Source organism: Sporosarcina thermotolerans (assembly GCF_030067815.1).
Lineage (GTDB): Bacteria > Bacillota > Bacilli > Bacillales_A > Planococcaceae > Sporosarcina > Sporosarcina thermotolerans.
This window is the reverse complement of sequence record NZ_CP125968.1, coordinates 104,996-123,067: the sequence shown is the minus strand read 5'-3', so window position 1 is coordinate 123,067 and position 18,072 is coordinate 104,996. Positions and strand designations below refer to the sequence as shown.

Here is an 18,072-nt window from a genome sequence, read left to right as displayed (position 1 = left end):
TTTGGTGCGGGATGGAGGACATTTTCATTCTGCACCATCAAAAAAGGAGACGGCATTATGAAAAGTGAATTAATGAGCATGCTTGAATCACGCAAAGAAGAAATCATAAACATACGCCGGTATTTACATGAACATCCTGAAATCTCATTTCAAGAGAAGAAAACAGCTCAGTTTATTGCGGACTTTTATAAGGGAAAAGATGTCGAGATTCATACGAATGTTGGAAATGGACATGGCATAATCGTAACAATTAAAGGTGGAAAGCCTGGAAAAACAATTGGTTTGCGCGCAGATTTCGATGCGCTTCCAATTGTTGAAGAGACAGATGTACGGTTCAAATCGAAGAATGAAGGCGTCATGCATGCATGTGGACATGATGGACATACAGCTTATTTATTAGTTTTAGCTGATTGCCTAATCCAATTAAAAGACTCTATTCCAGGTACTATTAAAATCATTCATCAACATGCTGAAGAAGTGCCGCCGGGCGGAGCAAAAAGCATCGTGGAATCTGGTTTGCTTGATGATTTAGATGCTGTATATGGTATACATTTGTTGCCTATGGGACCTGCGGGTACAGTAGGTTATCATGCAGGATATTCCTTCAATGGACGAGCATATATGAAATTAAAAGTTCAAGGAAGAGGTGGACATGGTTCCTCCCCACATCTTGCAAATGACGCCATTGTTGCTGCTGCCCATTTTGTGACAGCTGCTCAAACCATTATTAGCCGCAGATTAAGCCCATTCGATATTGGCGTAATTACAATCGGATCTTTTGATGGAAAAGGTACATTCAACGTGATCAAGGACAGTGTAGAACTGGAAGGCGATATTCGCTATATGACAGTAGAAACAAAAGAAACAATTGAGAGAGAAGTTAGACGGATTGTTAGAGGGATTGAAGAAGAATTTGACGTAAAATGTGAGCTTACGTATACGCCGGATTATCCGCCGTTATACAACGATCCTGAGCTTACAGCGAAGGTAGCGGAAAGTTTACGGAGCATGGATGATGAAGACATTAAAGAAGTAAAGGAATTCCCTGCGATGTCACCATCTGAGGACTTTGCTTATTATGCAGAAAAATTCCCGGCATGCTTTTTCTACATTGCATGTACACCAAAAGGGGTAGAGAATCCCTACTTTAACCATCATCCGAAATTTGATATTGATGAGGATGCGCTCCTCGTAGCCGCGAAAGCTGTTGGACAAGTTGTTTGCAGTTACTATGAAGTAGATTAAAGGTAACGTTATAATCCATGCCACATATTTTCAGTGTGGTATGGATTTTTATTTTACTACCCTATAGAACATTACAACTTTGTAAGTTGAGTGAAAGACAAACCGATAGTTTGTAATGGGAGATTCATTGATAATGAAGTCAACAGTTACAAAACGGAGGAATTATCTATGAAAATCGACTTGACTGAGCTATACGAGGAATATGGCCGTTATATATATCATTTATGTTTGAAATTAACACGTAATAAAGAGGAAGCAGAAGACCTTATGCAAGACGTGTGGGTCAAAGTTGTCCGCTATAGCGGGAAAATGGACAGTGTCGACCGTATGAAAGCGTGGTTGACTACAATCTGTATGAACACTTTCCGCGATCGTTACAGAAAAGACGTTAGAAGAAGTAAACATGTGATGAATCAACCTGAAACATTGGACGTTCCAATCTTGGATTTGGTTCCCAGTGATAACCCGACACCGGTTGAAATGATCGAACAAAATGATATCCAACTGATGGTCCAACAAAAAATTGGTCAATTGGATGGCATTTACCGAACAACGATTGAATACTTCTATGTATACCAATATTCATTAATTGAAATCGCGGATTTGATGAAAGTATCAATTGGCACAGTGAAATCCCGTTTATTCCGTGCTAAGAAATACTTGAAGGAATTAATGATAAACGATACAGCGGTGAGGGAATATGTCATCGCGTGATGAACTGAATACTGAATGAATCGCCTCTTTCATAAGAGGCGGTTTTTTTATTGGGTGAGGAGTTCCCATAGAACATCGTCGACTTCCCATAGAATCGCGATGAGTTCCCATAGAACCGCATCGACTTCCCATAAAATCACGAAGAGTTCCCATAGAACGTCGTCGACTTCCCATAGAATCGCGATGAGTTCCCATAGAACGTCGTCGACTTCCCGTAGAATCGCGATGAGTTCCCATAGAACGTCGTCGACTTCCCGTAGAATCGCGATGAGTTCCCATAGAACGTCGTCGACTTCCCGTAGAATCGCGATGAGTTCCCATAGAACGTCGTCGACTTCCCGTAGAATCGCGATGAGTTCCCATAGAACGTTATCGACTTCCTGTAAAATCACGAAGAGTTCCCATACGCTGGCTTCGGATCACGAAAATGGCTGTCCACGAATAGAATCATCTATCCGTGGACAGCCATTTTGTCATTCAGAGAGCTCTACAAGTTGTTTATTCAACAAAGCCAATTTTTCTTCCATCACGGCTAACCGTTGCTCCGCTTTATGGACGGAGTCTGCATGTCCTGTCGATTCCAATTTCTCCACATCGCCTTGAAGGCTAATATAGTCCATTTTCAATTCGGCAATTGCCGATTCGATCTGACGTTTATTCATAAATATTACTCCAATCGTTTTCCTTTAGTTTAGCATATCGGACATTGTTTTTCCGCCTACTCCGCGTTTTGGATGTTCTACTAGATAGAAGATTGTCTCTAAAATCGTGTCCAATCCTCCTCCAAGATTGAGGGAGAGTTGGCGTTCGATGGCCCGTTTCCTTAAAGGCTCATGTAGCAGGGGTTCCATGATTGCATTGAGTAGATTCGATTGTTTCACTTTCCGTCCAAGGCCAAGATGGACGAAGCCGTGCTGTTCTTTTGGAAATGTCAGTCCCACCTCAAAATCACTCTGCGAAAGTATGATACATGGAATGCCGATCACCGCTATTTCATACGGCATATAGCCCGACGCGCATAAAACGACGTCTGCATTCGCATAAATTTCCGGTAGGTCATAAGGAGGTTGCTGGACAATTGTGTTTCGCCTGCCGAGCGCCATCATACGAAGAGTGCTTACATCATGCGGATACCTTTCCCCAACAAGGACGGTCACTTTCAATGGAATCTGTAGCTGAGAAACGTGGCGCAATGCCCTGAATGTCAGGTTTCCTTCATCCTCCTCTCCGAACGAGATGACAAGATGAGGGAGGGGTCCCGGAGGCTCTTTTTTAAGTCCATGTTTCTCGAATTTATGCATGGACGGGTCTGCGATGAAAAGCTGGCGATCTCTCACATAATGTTCCGGCACTTCTTCAATAGAATCGTCCAAAAGGGTTTGGATTACAAAATCCGCCTGTTTTCCACCATCCCCAAATCATCAAAATGCAGGATGGATGGAACAACTTCCTGTATTTTCTCCACTTCTTCTGAAATCGTCGAACCGGAATCTCGGATAAGCAGATCAGGTTGGATGAATGTTAAAACTTGTAACAGGTTGGACTTTTTACCGACAATAATCGATTTGAATTCATCAGACGGTAGGGAGAATTTTCACCTACTATGAATAGGACGTTCACTTCTTTTGCGATAGCTTGGGCAAGTATAGTAGCCCGTCTTGTGGGATAAGAGCCTTTCCCGTCGGCCCTTGCAATGTAGAATGCAACGGTTTTCTTCTTTGAATTTTCTATCGGAATCACCCTTTCTTACCTATCAATCAACTACTCTTCTTTTAACCCTATGATTCTAAAAAAGGAGTTATGTACAAATGTGTGGATTGGAAGTGGAATTGTGATAAACTAACACATATTCTTAAAAGGACAGGGGGAATTTCCGTGTTCGAATCATTATTATTTGACTTGATGCTTGTCATTTTGTTGGGAATCCTTTCGCAATGGGTTGCGTGGAAATATAGAATGCCTGCAATTGTAGTCATGTCTCTCGCGGGCCTGCTTGTTGGACCGATTTTCGGGTTAATTAATCCACAGGAAACGATGGGGGATCTGTTTGGCCCGATTATTACATTTGCTGTTGCGATTATCTTATTTGAAGGTAGCTTGAACTTGGATGTTCGGGAAATTAGGGGGTTCAGCAAACCGGTCGGTAGGATTGTGACCATTGGCGCTTTCATTGCATGGATAGCCGGATCACTTGCAGCACATTTTTTGGCCGGACTATCTTGGGAAGTCGCCTTTATCATAGGTGGTTTATTCATCGTCACGGGACCGACGGTTATCCTTCCGTTGCTTAGACAGGCGAAGTTGAAGCCGCGTCCCGCCGCGATATTGAAATGGGAAGGGATTGTCGTCGATCCTTTCGGCGCATTGCTTGCGGTCTTTGCGTTTGAATTTATTAAATTCATCAATAGCGAAGTTACACTAAAATCATTATTATTATTCTTTGCTGCATCCGCATTTGCAGTGTTCATCGGGTGGCTTGCCGCCCTAATCATTGGAAATTCGTTCGAGCGGGGAAGTATACCGGAGTATTTGAAGGCGCCGATTCTGTTTGTCGTTGTCCTGTTCACTTTCGTCTTCTCGGATGAAATCATGCATGAACAGGATTGCTTGCTGTTACAGCAATGGGAATGAAGATGGCGAATATGCGCCTGACGACGTTGAATGATGTTCGCCATTTCAAGGAGAATATATCGGTGCTTCTCATTTCAGGAATTTTCGTCATGCTTACTGCTTCACTTGATCCGAAAATCCTGATTGAAATCTTCAATCCGGCAATTATTACGTATGTCGCTGCAATGCTTTTCGTAGTTCGTCCTTTATCGATTTGGATTTCTACAATAGGTACGGATCTCAATTTCCGTGAGAAATTGCTGATAGGGTGGATTGCACCAAGAGGGATTGTCGCCTTGACTGTGTCCAGTTACTTTGCAACAATTCTTCTCAACAATGGTTACAAAGACGCCGAGTTATTAACTGCATTGACGTTCGCGCTCGTCTTTTTCACGGTTGTTCTTCATGGTTTTTCGATTGGCTTCATTGCGAAAAAGTTGAATTTGACGACTACCGAAGAGTCGGGTGTTGCAATAATAGGAGGTTCACGTTTTTCTGCTGCACTTGCTGAATCAATTAGGGACACTAACAATGAAGTCCTTCTTGTCGATCAGGGCTGGGCGGCACTCGCGGAGGCAAGAAAGCGTGGACTGAATAGTTATGTTGGCGATATCCTTTCTGAACAGATTGAATACCATCTAGATTTGACGCCTTATCGATATATGCTTGCTATGACAAAGAGGGATACGTATAACGCACATATTTGCGCGGATTTTGCACCGGACTTAGGGCGCCAGCATTTATTCCAAACGGCCTTCCATGTAGAAAAAGACTTGGAGGCATTCAAAATAACTGGCGGACAAAAACTCTTTTCGCCTTCCATATCGATCTATGCCCTCGAGGAGAGGATGCATGCGGGGCACGTAATCCGAAAGACGATGATCACGAAGCAATACAGTTATACACAATATTTACGGGAACGCGATGATAAGTCGATTCTTCTATATATCTTGCGTGCGGATGGTTCAATTGAATTCTACACGCCGAAAGTTGAGTTGCAAGCGACAGCAGGGGATGCAATCATTGCGCACATCTCCTGCAAAGACAATTGAGCGAGTCAAGGAACGGCTGGGTATGGAATCTCTGGACAGATCAATCCCGTATGAACAATTGGAAGAAAAATTCATTGAAGAACCTTCCGTAGGGAAACGAAATATTCCAGGTGCAGCACCGGCTTCGACGAAAATAGTCAAGTAAGCTTGTTTCAAGTAAATGTCTCCATGTCTATGGTACGATGAACGATGGAGAACAGCTATAAGGAGGATGCCCTGTGAAAGTTTTGTTTGTGGACGGGACCATTATAGGTAGCAAAACCGGCGCGGTACTCGACGCGGTCGAAAAGTATATGAAAGAAACGGGTAATGAATACGAAATTGAACGGATGGACTTTGCAGATTATGAACATCAATTCGTGGACGGTCGTCCATTGGAACAATATAACGAAGATATGCAAAAGTTGGTTCAGAAATTCGAAAAAGCGGATGCTTACATCATTTCAACACCTATCTTTCAAGGATCCATTCCAGGCGTTTTGAAAAATGCCTTTGATATGCTTCATCCACATGCCATGCGGTACAAACCGGTTTCCATTGTTGCGAATGGCGGCACTCACCAACATCATCTTGTTGTTGAAAATCAATTGAAACCAATCTTAGATTACTTCCGTTCCCTTGTGACACCGAATTATGTGTACACACAATACGACCATTTCGATGAAGACAATCGTATTATCGATGAAGATGTGAATAATCGATTACGTGAAATGGTAAGGGTTTTCGGGAAGTACGGGGAAATGAGTAAGGATTTGTGCAAAGATACATTGGATAACGATTGAAATATATAAAACCTGTCGCCCTTTCGAGGTGTGCGACAGGTTTTTTGTTCAGACTCCGGGCGCCAGGCGCTTGGGTCATAAGTCAAAGCCGCTCTGTGGCAAAAAGCGGCCACGCCGCATCTTCGCCTTATGCCCGTCGCCCCTAAGCCGGGCGCCCTGCGCTTTTGTTTTTAGGGCGCCTACAATGACGTATAGGGGCTTCTCACGTATAATCGTGTTAAGTAGAAAGGGGATTTATCAATGTCCAAATCAGTTGTATTAGCCGAAAAACCATCCGTGGCGCGGGATATTGCGCGGGTATTAGGCTGTAATAAAAAAGGAAATGGCTTCTTGGAAGGTCAAAAATATATCGTCACATGGGCGCTTGGTCATCTTGTGACACATGCAGATCCTGAAGGATACGGCAATGAATACAAGGAATGGAAGATGGAGTATTTGCCGATTATTCCTGAACCGTTTAAACTAACGCCAATCAAACAAACATCGAAGCAATTCAACGCGGTCAAAGCACAGTTGCGACGGAATGATGTTACGGAAGTTATCATCGCGACGGATGCTGGACGTGAAGGGGAGCTTGTTGCGCGCTGGATACTCGAAATGACGAAGAATCGCAAGCCAGTGAAGCGCCTTTGGATTTCATCCGTGACGGATAAGGCGATTAAAGACGGATTCAATAATTTGAAGGACGGTCGCCAATACGAAAATTTATATGAAGCAGCGGTTGCCCGTGCAGAAGCGGACTGGGTTGTAGGTATTAACGCGACGCGTGCACTTACAGTGAAATACAATGCACAATTATCGACGGGTCGTGTACAGACACCGACACTTGCGATGATTGCAGAACGGGAAAGGCATATCCGTGAATTCAAGCCGAGATTCTTTTATGGATTGCAGGCATTGACGGAAACTGCAAGATTCACATGGTCCGATAAAGCAGGTCAAACACAGTCGTTCAATAAAGAATTGATTGAGAAATTACTAACTCGTCTTGATGGAGTTCATTCCGGAAAGGTGAAAGATGTGAAAACGACGCCGAAGCAGCAACCGGCCCCTCCTTTATTCGATTTGACGGAATTGCAGAAAGAAGCACATAGACGCTGGAGCTGGTCCGCGAAAGAAACCTTGTCGACGTTGCAAAATCTATACGAAAGACATAAAGCGGTGACGTATCCACGAACCGATTCCAAGCATTTGACATCAGATATGGCAGATACGTTGAAGGAACGCATAAAAGCGGTCGACATCGGGCCGTACAGGAAATCTGTAAATGTACTGTTGCGCTCAGGAGCTGTGAAGCCGCAGAAGGGCGTCATAGACGATAAGCGGGTTTTCGGATCACCATGCGATTATCCCGACAGAGGAAACTCCGATTTATCAAAACTTATCTGATAAGGAACAGCGTTTATATGACTTGATTGTAAAACGCTTCCTTGCAGTCTTTTTCGGTCCATTCCGCTATGAGCAAGTGACTGCTGAGCTTGAAGTAGGCGGGGAACTGTTCAAGGCAAAAGGGCGGACAGTTACGGATGAAGGGTGGAAGGCAGTTTATTCCACGGATGAAGAAGAGGAAGACACCGACCGTTTGCCTGCATTTACGAAAGGCGACGAAGTGAAAATCCGGGCAATCGTCATGACGGATGGGCAGACAAAACCGCCGGCCCGTTTCAATGAAGGAACATTATTAGCTGCGATGGAAAATCCTTCTCAATTCATGGCGGGGGAATCAAAAGATCTGATCAAAACACTTGGCGATACAGGTGGATTAGGTACTGTCGCGACACGTGCAGACATCATCGAAAAGCTGTTCAGCTCATTTGTCATCGAGAAGAAAGGGAATGACATCTACACGACTTCGAAGGGCAGACAGCTTTTAGAGCTTGTGCCGGATGATTTGAAATCACCTGCTTTGACAGCAGAATGGGAGCAGAGCCTGACGAAAATCGCCAATGGGAAAATGAAAAAGTCAGCTTTCATGAAAGATATGGTGGCATTCTCAAGGAAGACAGTTAGTGAAATCAAAACGGATGACAAGAAGTTCAAACATGATAATGTCACTGGGAAAATGTGTCCGGATTGCGGAAAGCCATTGCTTGAAGTGAATGGCAAACGTGGAAAAATGCTTGTCTGCCAAGATCGTGAGTGCGGCCACCGTCGTAATGTCTCTCAATTGACGAATGCACGCTGCCCAAATTGTAAGAAGAAGCTTGAGTTGCGCGGGGAAGGGGACGGCCGCATCTTCGTATGTAAGTGCGGACATCGAGAAAAGCTCTCTGCCTTCGAAAAGCGTCGTTCAAATTCTGGTGGTAAGAAAGCTGATAAGCGTGATGTGCAAAAGTATTTGAAGAAGCAGGATGAGCCGGTGAATACGGCGATGGCGGATGCTTTGAAGAAGATGTTTGAGAAGTGATTTTGTGATTTATGCGTGTTTGTGGGGGATTATGCGTGAATTCGCGGATTTATGAGTGATTGTGGCGAGTTATGCGTGAATGAGGGGATTTATGCGTGTTCGTGCTGGTTTATGCGTGATTCGAGGAATTTATGCGTATTTGGGATGAGGTATGGGATTCATGATTTATTTCCGAAGGATGTGGGGCAATGGCGAAGCAGAAGAAGACGAATGCGGTTCGGATTTTGGAGAGTGAGCGGGTCGCCCACGATTTGATGGAATATGATATTCATGATGGCCAGTTGGATGGCGTGTCGGTGGCGGAGAAGACGGGGCAATCGGTGGATTTAGTATTCAAGACGCTTGTCGCGATAGCTAACCCGCGGGAATTATTCGTTTTCATCATTCCGGTGGCGGATGAACTTGATTTGAAGAAGGCGGCGAAATCTGTCGGTGTGAAAAAGTTAGATATGTTGCCGTTGAAGGATTTGACGAAGGAGACGGGATACGTCCGTGGTGGTTGTTCGGCAGTTGGTATGAAGAAAAAATATCCGACTGTGATCGACGCATCGGCTGAAGGACTTGATGTTATGATTGTGAGTGCCGGCAGGCCTGGCTTGCAGATGAAGTTGGCACCGACGGACCTTGCGAGGGTAGTTGACGCATCGTTTGGGGATATCGTTAAAGAATAGATTTTTTGAAAATACCATTCGAAATTTGAATGGCTGGGAAAGAAGAATGTAGATGAGAAAAATAATTGTTTGGAGATGGGCTTCCTTCGTAGTCGGAATGATGATTTTATCGTTAGGCATTACGATGACTATTAAAGGGCAACGTCTTGGCGTTGGCCCTTGGGATGTCCTGCATATTGGATTATACCGGAATTTCGAATTGTCGATCGGTACATGGGGAATCATTTTGAGTATTATCATCGTCGTAGCGACGGCGGCTGTCCTAAGACAGTGGCCGAAATTTGGCACATGGCTGAATTTGCTGCTCATTGGTCTATTTATCGATTTATTCAATTGGTTAATTCCAGACATTAGCTCGATGACGGGCCAAGTGATCATTTTCACACTTGGAATTGTAGTTATGGCTTACGGGGTCGGTATTTATGTTGCGCCTAATTTAGGGGCTGGACCTCGTGATAGCCTGATGCTCATTTTTTCCGAAAAGCTTGGATTCAGCATCAAAAAAGTGCGGACATCAATTGAAGTGATTGTTGCAATTGCAGGCTGGTTATTAGGTGGTCCTGTAGGAATTGGAACGGTGATCATCGCGCTTTTGATTGGCCAAATCGTTCATTATTCGCTGCCTCAATGCCGAAAGCTATTAGCGAAGTTGGCGGAGCGGATGAAGCTCAAATTATGGGATTGGTCCAATCAACCGTCCATCCAACTAAAGAAATCGGTGAAAATGTGCCAAAGCATGTCGATATGAATGAAACCGTCGAACACACAGCCGTTGGAAGCAAGAATTAATTGTAAAAAAAATGTTTTGAAAGCACGCGCAGACAAGCCGTGCTTTTTTTTATTCTTTGGGCATATGGTAGACGTATGTAACAAGTAACCGAAAAGAAAGGATGGTTATCATATACGGTACAATCACGGAATACATGGGGACAGCCTATACGGGGCGCGGAATTGCACATAAATATGAGACATTGATCGCAACTTCGGAAAAGACGGTGTTTTTAAAGGCGCCTCCGACAAATGCCATTTCGAATTTATTGAAACAAGCTGCGGGACATTTTCTTAAACGGGGATATGATGTAGATCGTTTCAATAATCCGGTGGAGCCGGACAATACGGAAGCCATTTTTGTCAGGGATCTCAGTTTATTCATCATACAGGCATCCCATCCGGTTTCATTGGAACCGACCGAGTTAGGTGGCCGACATCATGTCATCAGCTTCTATGATGCATTCGATACAAAGAAACTTGAGGCGCAAAAGGCTGAAATGACTGCCATCGCCCAAGAATCGGATGAAGTGCTTTCGAAAATGCTTCAATCTATGAAAAATGCATTGCTGATCCACGATGATTGGGAGAAAGTGAACATCAACAGAATGATGTGGAAAGAACATGAGAACTTGATAGAGTCGTTGAAAAAGGAGCTTTTCGGTACGATGAAACTTCATAAGAAATCGACCGTTTCCCACCGGATAGCAGGCTCGCTATCTATTGGGGGATCTCGCGATTATCTGCCATCCATCACTAATAAGATGAAGCGCCGGATTCTCATGAAGGGATTGTCGGGAACAGGGAAATCGACGATGCTCAAGGCGCTTGGCAAAGAGGCGGAACGAAGAGGGATTGACGTTCTCTATGGATGGTGTGGATTGGATCCAAGAAGTGTGGACCTCGTGTTATTGCCGGAATTGTCGGTTTGCCTATTCGATGCAACCCAGCCCCATGACTACGATCCTGAAGGGCCGACGGACGAAATTTTGGATCTTGTGTCCTTGTGCGTTGAAGATGAGGCGGCTGAAGAAAAAATCCGTGAGATCAGCGGAAGATATAAAGAGAAAATAATGGATGGAACGGGTTATATGCATGCCTTCGCACAATCTGAGGGAAGGCTACGGCAAGTGATGGATAAAGCGATTTTGAGGAATAAATTCGATGAAAAGGCCCAACTATTATCTGAGTGGATTGACGAGTAAATAGTTCGTTCTGCGAGTTGCGCCCCTATATGCTAAAATGGGGGCATAACCCGTTTGAAAGGAAGATCAATTTGTCAAAAGTCCTCGATTCATTTTTAAAAGAAAATTTACAGGAATTACGCGACCAAGGTCTCTACAATGAAATCGACCCAGTAGAAGGTCCAAATGGCCCGATTATCAAGATCAAAGGGAAAGAATTGATCAATCTATCCTCGAATAACTATTTAGGTTTGGCGACTGACGAAGATTTGAAAAAGCTCGCAATTGCAGCTACTGAAAAATACGGCGTAGGTGCAGGTGCAGTACGTACCATCAACGGAACGCTTGATATCCACGTTGAGCTTGAGAAAAAGCTTGCAGAATTTAAAGGGACAGAAGCAGCAATCTCTTATCAATCAGGATTCAACTGTAATATGGCTGCGATTTCAGCTGTTATGAATAAACAAGACGCCATTCTTTCAGATGAATTAAACCACGCTTCAATCATCGACGGCTGCCGTCTATCCGGCGCGAAAATCATTCGCGTTAACCACCAAGATATGGACGACCTTCGCGCTAAGGCGAAAGAAGCGACAGAATCCGGCCAGTATGGCAAGGTCATGTACATTACTGATGGTGTCTTCTCAATGGACGGCGATATTGCGAAGCTTCCGGAAATCGTGGAAATCGCTAAGGAATTCGACTTGATAACGTATGTTGACGATGCGCATGGATCAGGTGTCCTTGGTAAAGGAAAAGGAACAGTGAAACATTTCGGACTTGAAAAGGAGATCGATTTCCAAATCGGCACATTGTCGAAGGCGATAGGTGTTGTCGGCGGTTATGTCGCTGGAACGCAGGAATTGATCGACTGGCTGAAAGTGCGCTCCCGTCCATTCCTGTTCTCAACTGCAATGCCGGCAGGCGATGTTGCAGCAATCATGGGTGCGTTGGATAAAATTATGGAGTCGACTGAGCTGTGTGATAAGTTATGGGAGAACGGCAATTACTTGAAGGACGGCTTGAAGAAGCTTGGATTCAACATTGGCGTGTCCGAAACGCCGATTACGCCATGCATTATCGGTGATGAGAAGCTAACACAGCAATTCTCTATGCGATTGATTGAGGAAGGCGTTTACGCGAAATCGATTGTATTCCCGACTGTTGCAAAGGGCGCCGGCCGCGTCCGCAATATGCCGACTGCTGCACACACGAAGGAAATGCTCGATGAAGCACTTGTAATTTATGAAAAGGTAGGCAAGGAATTGGGCGTAATTTCATAATAGACTAGGATGACTGTCGTATCGGCGAAAGATTGCCGATGCGGCAGTTTTTTTGTTTTCGTCAATAAAGTGATTAAAATCGGTTGAAAAGGGTAATAGATGAGTAGAAATATAGTCCGGAAAGGTGAAGCATATGCGATATAACGAGAGCGTCCAGCTATTGCAATTGAACGGTAAAGAGGGCGTGACGATTGTGAAGTTCCGATATGACAGAGTGAAAAAGGTGATACTTACCATCATTCGTGAAGCGGGGATTCTTTCGTATGAGGAGCTTGCAAGAAGGTCAGCGGGAAGATTATCGCTACTTGATGGCAATAACCACTGGTATATGGAAGAAATTGTGAAGGATCTTGAGGCAAGGGGACAGCTTGAATGTTCTTTGGATGAAGGTAAACTATTTGTAAAATCAGTTAGTTAATTGATAAAAAGAAATCCCATCTCGTAAAAGATGGGATTTTTTTTGCGTGAGGGGAAATATCCTCACCCTTCCTTCGTAGAAAAGACACCTTCAGCCATTCGATTCAGCAAATGATGAATGACATATCGCTGCATACCAAGCGCACTCTTAGTTGCAAGCCGTGTCTCAGTCAAAAATTGATCCTGCTTTTTTTGCTTCATGGCAATAACTGCCTTCATGGAATGTACCAACCAAGGAGTTCGGAGTTTCTGGGAATACTCGGTGGCTTTCCCCATATTATTACTCATCGTATATCCGATTCCAGCATAATAATCACGGTATGCAACATTCTCCATCGTTTTCGAGAAGTCAATCAAACCTCTCCAATTCTTTTGAAAGACTAACAAATTGGCTTTATATATTTCTTGTACTTCCGCATTCGCATATGATTTTAGTATTTTATTCAGCTGAGTAATTATTTCCTCGTCTGTCCCATGTGCAAGTGCATGGGCATATCCGAAAATCGGTTTATTCCTATGATTGGTGAGATACTGGTCAATCAGTTTCAAACTTTTCGATTTGTAAATGATATAGAAAGGATAACCCATCGTTAAAACGAAAGTAAAAATCATGACCAACGTGAATACAAGCCACATCTGCAAGCCTGAAGCAAACAAAGCCACAGTCAAAAGGGCGCCTGCAACTATGACAAGAATAAAATTCATATATTTACTGAACATTGCACACCTCAACATTTTTTACTTAAGTATAACAGAAAAGTCAGAGGAAAAGATTAAGATAAGAGAACCATTATTGTGTTTTCGAGATGAACATAATATAATCTTTTTATATTGATAGTAAAGTGTTTCGAAGTTACATCGAAAAAGAGTGTCCTTCCCAAAAGTACAAATGATCGCAAGGAGGAGTATGGGTTGAAAAAAATTATGGTGACTGGAGCGCTTGGACAAATCGGTTCGGAATTGATTGCCAAGTTACAGAAAGAATACGGTGAAGAAAACGTTTTATCCACGGATATCCGCCAGCCGGAACAATCGGTTACGGGACCGTTTGAAATTTTGGACGTAACGGATGGAAAGAAAATGCATGAAATCGCAAAGGATTTTGGTGCAGACACAATCATGCATATGGCTGCGCTTTTATCTGCAACAGCAGAAAAACAACCTTTGTTTGCTTGGAATCTCAATATGGGCGGACTCGTGAATGCACTTGAAGTGGCACGTGAACTAAATATGCAGTTTTTCACGCCAAGCTCAATCGGCGCATTCGGTCCTTCCACCCCCAAAGCAAACACACCTCAGGACACATTGCAGCGCCCGACAACAATGTACGGTGTCAATAAAGTCTCAGGCGAATTGCTTTGCGATTATTACTACACGCGATTCGGAGTTGACACACGCGGTGTCCGCTTCCCAGGATTAATCTCCTACGTTGCGCAGCCAGGCGGAGGAACGACCGATTACGCAGTGGACATTTATTACAAGGCGATTGAAGTAGGGAAGTACACATCCTTCATCGCGGAAGGCACTTATATGGATATGATGTATATGCCAGATGCCTTGCAGGCCATCGTCGACTTGATGGAAGCAGATCCAGCGAAATTGGTGCACCGCAATGCGTTCAACGTAACCGCGATGAGCTTCGAACCAAGTGAAATCGCTGCATCTATCCAAAAACATATTCCAGACTTCAAAATTTCCTATGAAGTCGACCCGGTCCGCCAAGCAATCGCCGACAGCTGGCCCGATAGCATCGACCCATCAGCAGCCACGGCAGAATGGGGCTTTAAAGCGAAATATGATTTAGACGCAATGACCGAAGACATGCTTAAACAATTGAAAATAAAATTGAATAAGTAATAGTAAAAGACCGCTAATCCAGATAAAGGATCAGCGGTCTTATTAGATAGTATGTTTTAGTATTATGGAATCTCTGTTGATTGAAGTGTAGGGCGGCGACTCCAGCGAAAGCGTAGCGTTACGAGCAGGGATTAGTTAACGGCTGCCTTAATTTCTGCAAAAGCCGCAGAAATACGGCAAATCGAACTCTTCGTGGTTCGATTGGCTGAAGCCGTGCCCGCGGAAAGCGTCCGCCGAAACGGAAATCAACATTTAATATTTTATTTATTAAAACAACAAATGTGCAACGCCTGCAACGATTGGCAGGGCGATGAGTGTACGTAGTAGGAAAATGATAATTAAATCCAAGAAGTTGATCGGAATCTTCGTGCCTAAAATCAAACCACCAACCTCAGACATGTAAATCAACTGGACAACAGAAACCGTCGCAATTGTGAACAATGTAATCTGGGACGTGATGACGCCTTCTGCTAAAATGACAGGCAAGAACATATCCGCGAATCCAACAACCATCATTTGTGCAGCCTCAGCCGCTTCAGGAATTCCAAGAATGGATAAAATCGGTTCAAACGGCTTTCCTAAAAAGGTGAATACACCTGTATATTCAGCAAGCACAAGAGCAACCGTACCGAACGCCATTACAACTGGCGCGACACCGATCCACATGTCCAAAACATTGCGCATTCCATCTGTGAAAATCCTTCCGATGGAACGGTTTTTCGAAGCCGTGTCCAATGCATTTTCAAGGCCGTGATTGAAAACATTATACCCTTCAGGAAGTTTTTCTTCGTCCCCGGTATACTTCCGACCATCAATATACTCTGATTTCTTTCCTCTTAACGGATAAATACGCGGCATGATCAATGCCAAAATTACACCCGTCAAAAGAACTGTACCGTAAAACGGAAGGAAATAATTCGACATACCGACTGTATCGATGATTACAAGTGAAAACGTAATGGAAACGACAGAGAAAGTTGTCGCGATAATCGACGCTTCCCTTTGCGTATAATGGCCATCTTCATACTGTTTGCTCGTCAGTAAAACACCAATTGTTCCATCTCCGATCCATGATGCAAGCGCGTCAATCGAAGAACGACCAGGCAATTTGAATAATGGGCGCATGATCTTTACCATCATCGTGCCGAAAAACTCCAAAAGACCGAAGTTCAATAGTAGTGGCAATAAAAGACCAGCGAATAAGAAAATCGTGAATAAGAATGAAACAAGGCCATCCGGCGCAAGAAGCAAGCCCCCTGTATTTTCATTCCAAATGATTTCTGGACCGATTTTGAATGTGACCATAATAGCGAAAATGGCACCAATGATACGTGTAATCGTCCAAAATGGCGTTACTTTAAACAAGCTTTCCATTAACGTTGGTTTAGAGCTGTTACGCGGGATGAATGAATAAATCAATGACCCGACTGCTGCGATTATAATAATAATCATTGCTGTCATCGGCATCGCTGGTTCCAACCAACCCGATAAAGTAGCAGCAAATTTTGCGATTGGCACTTTCCATTCTTCACCGAACTTCAATGGGATCATGAATAGGACAATTCCAAGAATGGAAGGGATTAAAAAGTAGAGAAAGGTGGATATACTATGCTTTTTCAAATCTGCGTCTCTCCTTATGAATAAATTCTCGTAGTTAATGTATATTTATACATAGTAAAGGGTTAAGCCTCATTTGTAAATATAGTATAGTAAAGTTTCACTTTTCAGTTTTCCGAGATGGCTAAAAAAAAGCCCCGATGAACTCGGAGCTTGGGGAAATTCTATTTTTATTCAAAATCCTTATCCCACTTATAAGTGAAAAATCGTTCGGTATGCAGCCATTTTAATGCATCGGGATCTTTTTCAGCCAAACGCTTTTCCATATCACGCATCATCCAAACGGTTTGTGACGCATGTGAATTAAGCGTGTTGAGTTTCTTCTGAGCCGCCGCCTCGACATTATGGATAATGTCCGGTTCTCCTAAAACTTCGGCTGTATTTTTCGAAAATGCAATCGTATACAGTTTTGGACGCTCGGATTCCGACATCCTTCTGACAGCGCGGACGACTGCACGTCCTGTTGCGTCATGGTCCGGATGGACGGATAGTCCAGGGTAGAATGAAATGATAACGGATGGATTAGTATCCTCGATCAAATCGGTTACAAGCTGGATCATTTTTTCATCATCCTCAAATTCAATCGTCTTATCACGTAATCCCATCATTCGGAGATCAGTTAACCCCATCGAAGCCGCAGCATTTTGCAATTCTTTTTACGGATTTGCGGCAATGTCTCGCGGTTCGCAATTGGTGGGTTGCCAAGATTTCGTCCCATTTCACCAAGGGTAAGACAAGCATAGGTGACGGGAACTCCCATTTCAATATAGGTAGAAATCGTGCCCGACACGCCGAAAGCTTCGTCATCCGGGTGTGGGAAAATGACAAGTACATGGCGTTCTTCTTTAATCATCGAAAAGCCTCCTGTTCGTTACGGCAATAGCTTAATATGTAAAAGGTGTTTCGCTTATTTCGAGCGCAACCGCAAGCTTTCCATCGGGATCGAGTCCGCACATGAGAAGCCGATCATGCTCATCGACTGTATAGGTGTAATGCCTTGCGCATAAATCCATCCCGAAGGAAGCTTCAACCCAACGCGATGCGGCGATTCGCCCGCCACTTTGCCAAGCTCGTATTTGACAACAACATTTCGAATAAAAGCCCCTGCGTTGAAGAATCCTTCTTTTAAATGGGCAGCATATGCGCCATTCGTCGTCTCCAAATGGATATAGACGTCTTTATTCGCAAATGTATCAAGTAGTTCCTGTAAATGATCCGGTTTCACGATTTCCATTAATTCATCCTCCTTCATACAAAAAATACGGATAGTTTCAGTATATAGAAAAGCTTTAGTGAATGCATTTTAGGTGCTTGTTACAAAAGCGGAAGGCGGCGTTTAGCCTCGACAGGCACTGAAGGGCTTGAAAAAAAGGCGTTCTTTGCCTTTTCTTTCAAGACCGAAGTGACCCGAGAGGTTGCCGCCTGTAGCTGGATGTAACAAAAGCGGAAGGCGGCGTTTAGCCTC

Annotated in this window: 14 protein-coding genes and 4 pseudogenes; 11 read left to right on the top strand and 7 right to left on the bottom strand. The window is 43.8% G+C overall.

Translation table 11 applies throughout. The features are described from left to right. Nucleotides 1–57: 57 nt before the first annotated feature. Complete coding sequence (locus tag QNH10_RS00660) at nt 58–1,245, top strand: amidohydrolase (protein WP_283733125.1); 1,188 nt, start codon at nt 58–60, stop codon at nt 1,243–1,245. A gap of 168 nt (nt 1,246–1,413) precedes the next feature. Further along, on the top strand, nt 1,414–1,959 hold the full coding sequence (locus tag QNH10_RS00655) for an RNA polymerase sigma factor (RefSeq protein WP_283733124.1): 546 nt from the start codon (nt 1,414–1,416) through the stop codon (nt 1,957–1,959). 47 nt (nt 1,960–2,006) lie between these two features. Here QNH10_RS00655 and QNH10_RS00650 read toward each other — a convergent pair whose 3' ends face one another. The 3 genes from QNH10_RS00650 to QNH10_RS00640 form a co-directional block, all read right to left on the bottom strand. After that, nucleotides 2,007–2,351: a hypothetical protein gene (locus QNH10_RS00650; protein WP_283733123.1), complete on the bottom strand. Its 345-nt coding sequence runs from the start codon at nt 2,349–2,351 to the stop codon at nt 2,007–2,009. Nucleotides 2,352–2,432: 81 nt separating this feature from the next. After that, nucleotides 2,433–2,621, bottom strand: coding sequence for an SE1832 family protein (locus QNH10_RS00645; protein WP_283733122.1), 189 nt, complete (start codon nt 2,619–2,621; stop codon nt 2,433–2,435). A gap of 24 nt (nt 2,622–2,645) precedes the next feature. Next, on the bottom strand, nt 2,646–3,296 hold the full coding sequence (locus QNH10_RS00640) for a hypothetical protein (protein WP_283733121.1): 651 nt from the start codon (nt 3,294–3,296) through the stop codon (nt 2,646–2,648). 538 nt (nt 3,297–3,834) lie between these two features. Between QNH10_RS00640 and QNH10_RS00635 the strand changes: the two are divergent. The 8 genes and pseudogenes from QNH10_RS00635 (at nt 3,835) to QNH10_RS00595 (ending at nt 13,134) form a co-directional block, all read left to right on the top strand. Next, nucleotides 3,835–5,766: pseudogene (locus QNH10_RS00635) on the top strand (cation:proton antiporter). 73 nt (nt 5,767–5,839) lie between these two features. Then, nucleotides 5,840–6,403 carry an NADPH-dependent FMN reductase gene (locus tag QNH10_RS00625; RefSeq protein WP_283733119.1) on the top strand — a complete coding sequence of 188 codons (564 nt, stop codon included), beginning with the start codon at nt 5,840–5,842 and terminating at the stop codon, nt 6,401–6,403. Between the two features lie 240 nt (nt 6,404–6,643). Beyond that, a pseudogene (locus tag QNH10_RS00620) lies at nt 6,644–8,810 on the top strand (DNA topoisomerase III). A 188-nt stretch (nt 8,811–8,998) separates the two neighbouring features. Beyond that, nucleotides 8,999–9,481 carry a Cys-tRNA(Pro) deacylase gene (gene ybaK / locus QNH10_RS00615; RefSeq protein WP_283733118.1) on the top strand — a complete coding sequence of 161 codons (483 nt, stop codon included), beginning with the start codon at nt 8,999–9,001 and terminating at the stop codon, nt 9,479–9,481. Between the two features lie 52 nt (nt 9,482–9,533). Next, nucleotides 9,534–10,229: a YczE/YyaS/YitT family protein gene (locus tag QNH10_RS00610; RefSeq protein ID WP_283733117.1), complete on the top strand. Its 696-nt coding sequence runs from the start codon at nt 9,534–9,536 to the stop codon at nt 10,227–10,229. Nucleotides 10,230–10,371: 142 nt separating this feature from the next. After that, nucleotides 10,372–11,454: a hypothetical protein gene (locus tag QNH10_RS00605; RefSeq protein WP_283733116.1), complete on the top strand. Its 1,083-nt coding sequence runs from the start codon at nt 10,372–10,374 to the stop codon at nt 11,452–11,454. Between the two features lie 71 nt (nt 11,455–11,525). Further along, nucleotides 11,526–12,716, top strand: a complete 1,191-nt coding sequence (locus tag QNH10_RS00600) for a glycine C-acetyltransferase (RefSeq protein WP_283733115.1) — start codon at nt 11,526–11,528, stop codon at nt 12,714–12,716. Between the two features lie 133 nt (nt 12,717–12,849). Further along, a complete protein-coding gene (locus tag QNH10_RS00595; RefSeq protein WP_283733114.1) occupies nt 12,850–13,134 on the top strand; it encodes a DUF6958 family protein in 285 nt (94 codons plus the stop codon). A gap of 62 nt (nt 13,135–13,196) precedes the next feature. Here QNH10_RS00595 and QNH10_RS00590 read toward each other — a convergent pair whose 3' ends face one another. Next, nucleotides 13,197–13,853 carry a hypothetical protein gene (locus QNH10_RS00590; protein WP_283733113.1) on the bottom strand — a complete coding sequence of 219 codons (657 nt, stop codon included), beginning with the start codon at nt 13,851–13,853 and terminating at the stop codon, nt 13,197–13,199. A 192-nt stretch (nt 13,854–14,045) separates the two neighbouring features. On the opposite strand from QNH10_RS00590, the gene QNH10_RS00585 reads away from it, so the two are divergent. Further along, nucleotides 14,046–14,990 carry an L-threonine 3-dehydrogenase gene (locus QNH10_RS00585; protein WP_283733112.1) on the top strand — a complete coding sequence of 315 codons (945 nt, stop codon included), beginning with the start codon at nt 14,046–14,048 and terminating at the stop codon, nt 14,988–14,990. 267 nt (nt 14,991–15,257) lie between these two features. On the opposite strand, the gene QNH10_RS00580 is transcribed toward QNH10_RS00585, so the two are convergent. From QNH10_RS00580 to QNH10_RS00570, 3 genes and pseudogenes are all read right to left on the bottom strand, one after another. Beyond that, nucleotides 15,258–16,610: a YjiH family protein gene (locus tag QNH10_RS00580; protein ID WP_283733111.1), complete on the bottom strand. Its 1,353-nt coding sequence runs from the start codon at nt 16,608–16,610 to the stop codon at nt 15,258–15,260. Between the two features lie 167 nt (nt 16,611–16,777). Next, nucleotides 16,778–17,460, bottom strand: a pseudogene (gene bshB2, locus QNH10_RS00575) (bacillithiol biosynthesis deacetylase BshB2). A gap of 31 nt (nt 17,461–17,491) precedes the next feature. Beyond that, a pseudogene (locus tag QNH10_RS00570) lies at nt 17,492–17,841 on the bottom strand (YojF family protein). Between the last annotated feature and the right edge of the window lie 231 nt (nt 17,842–18,072).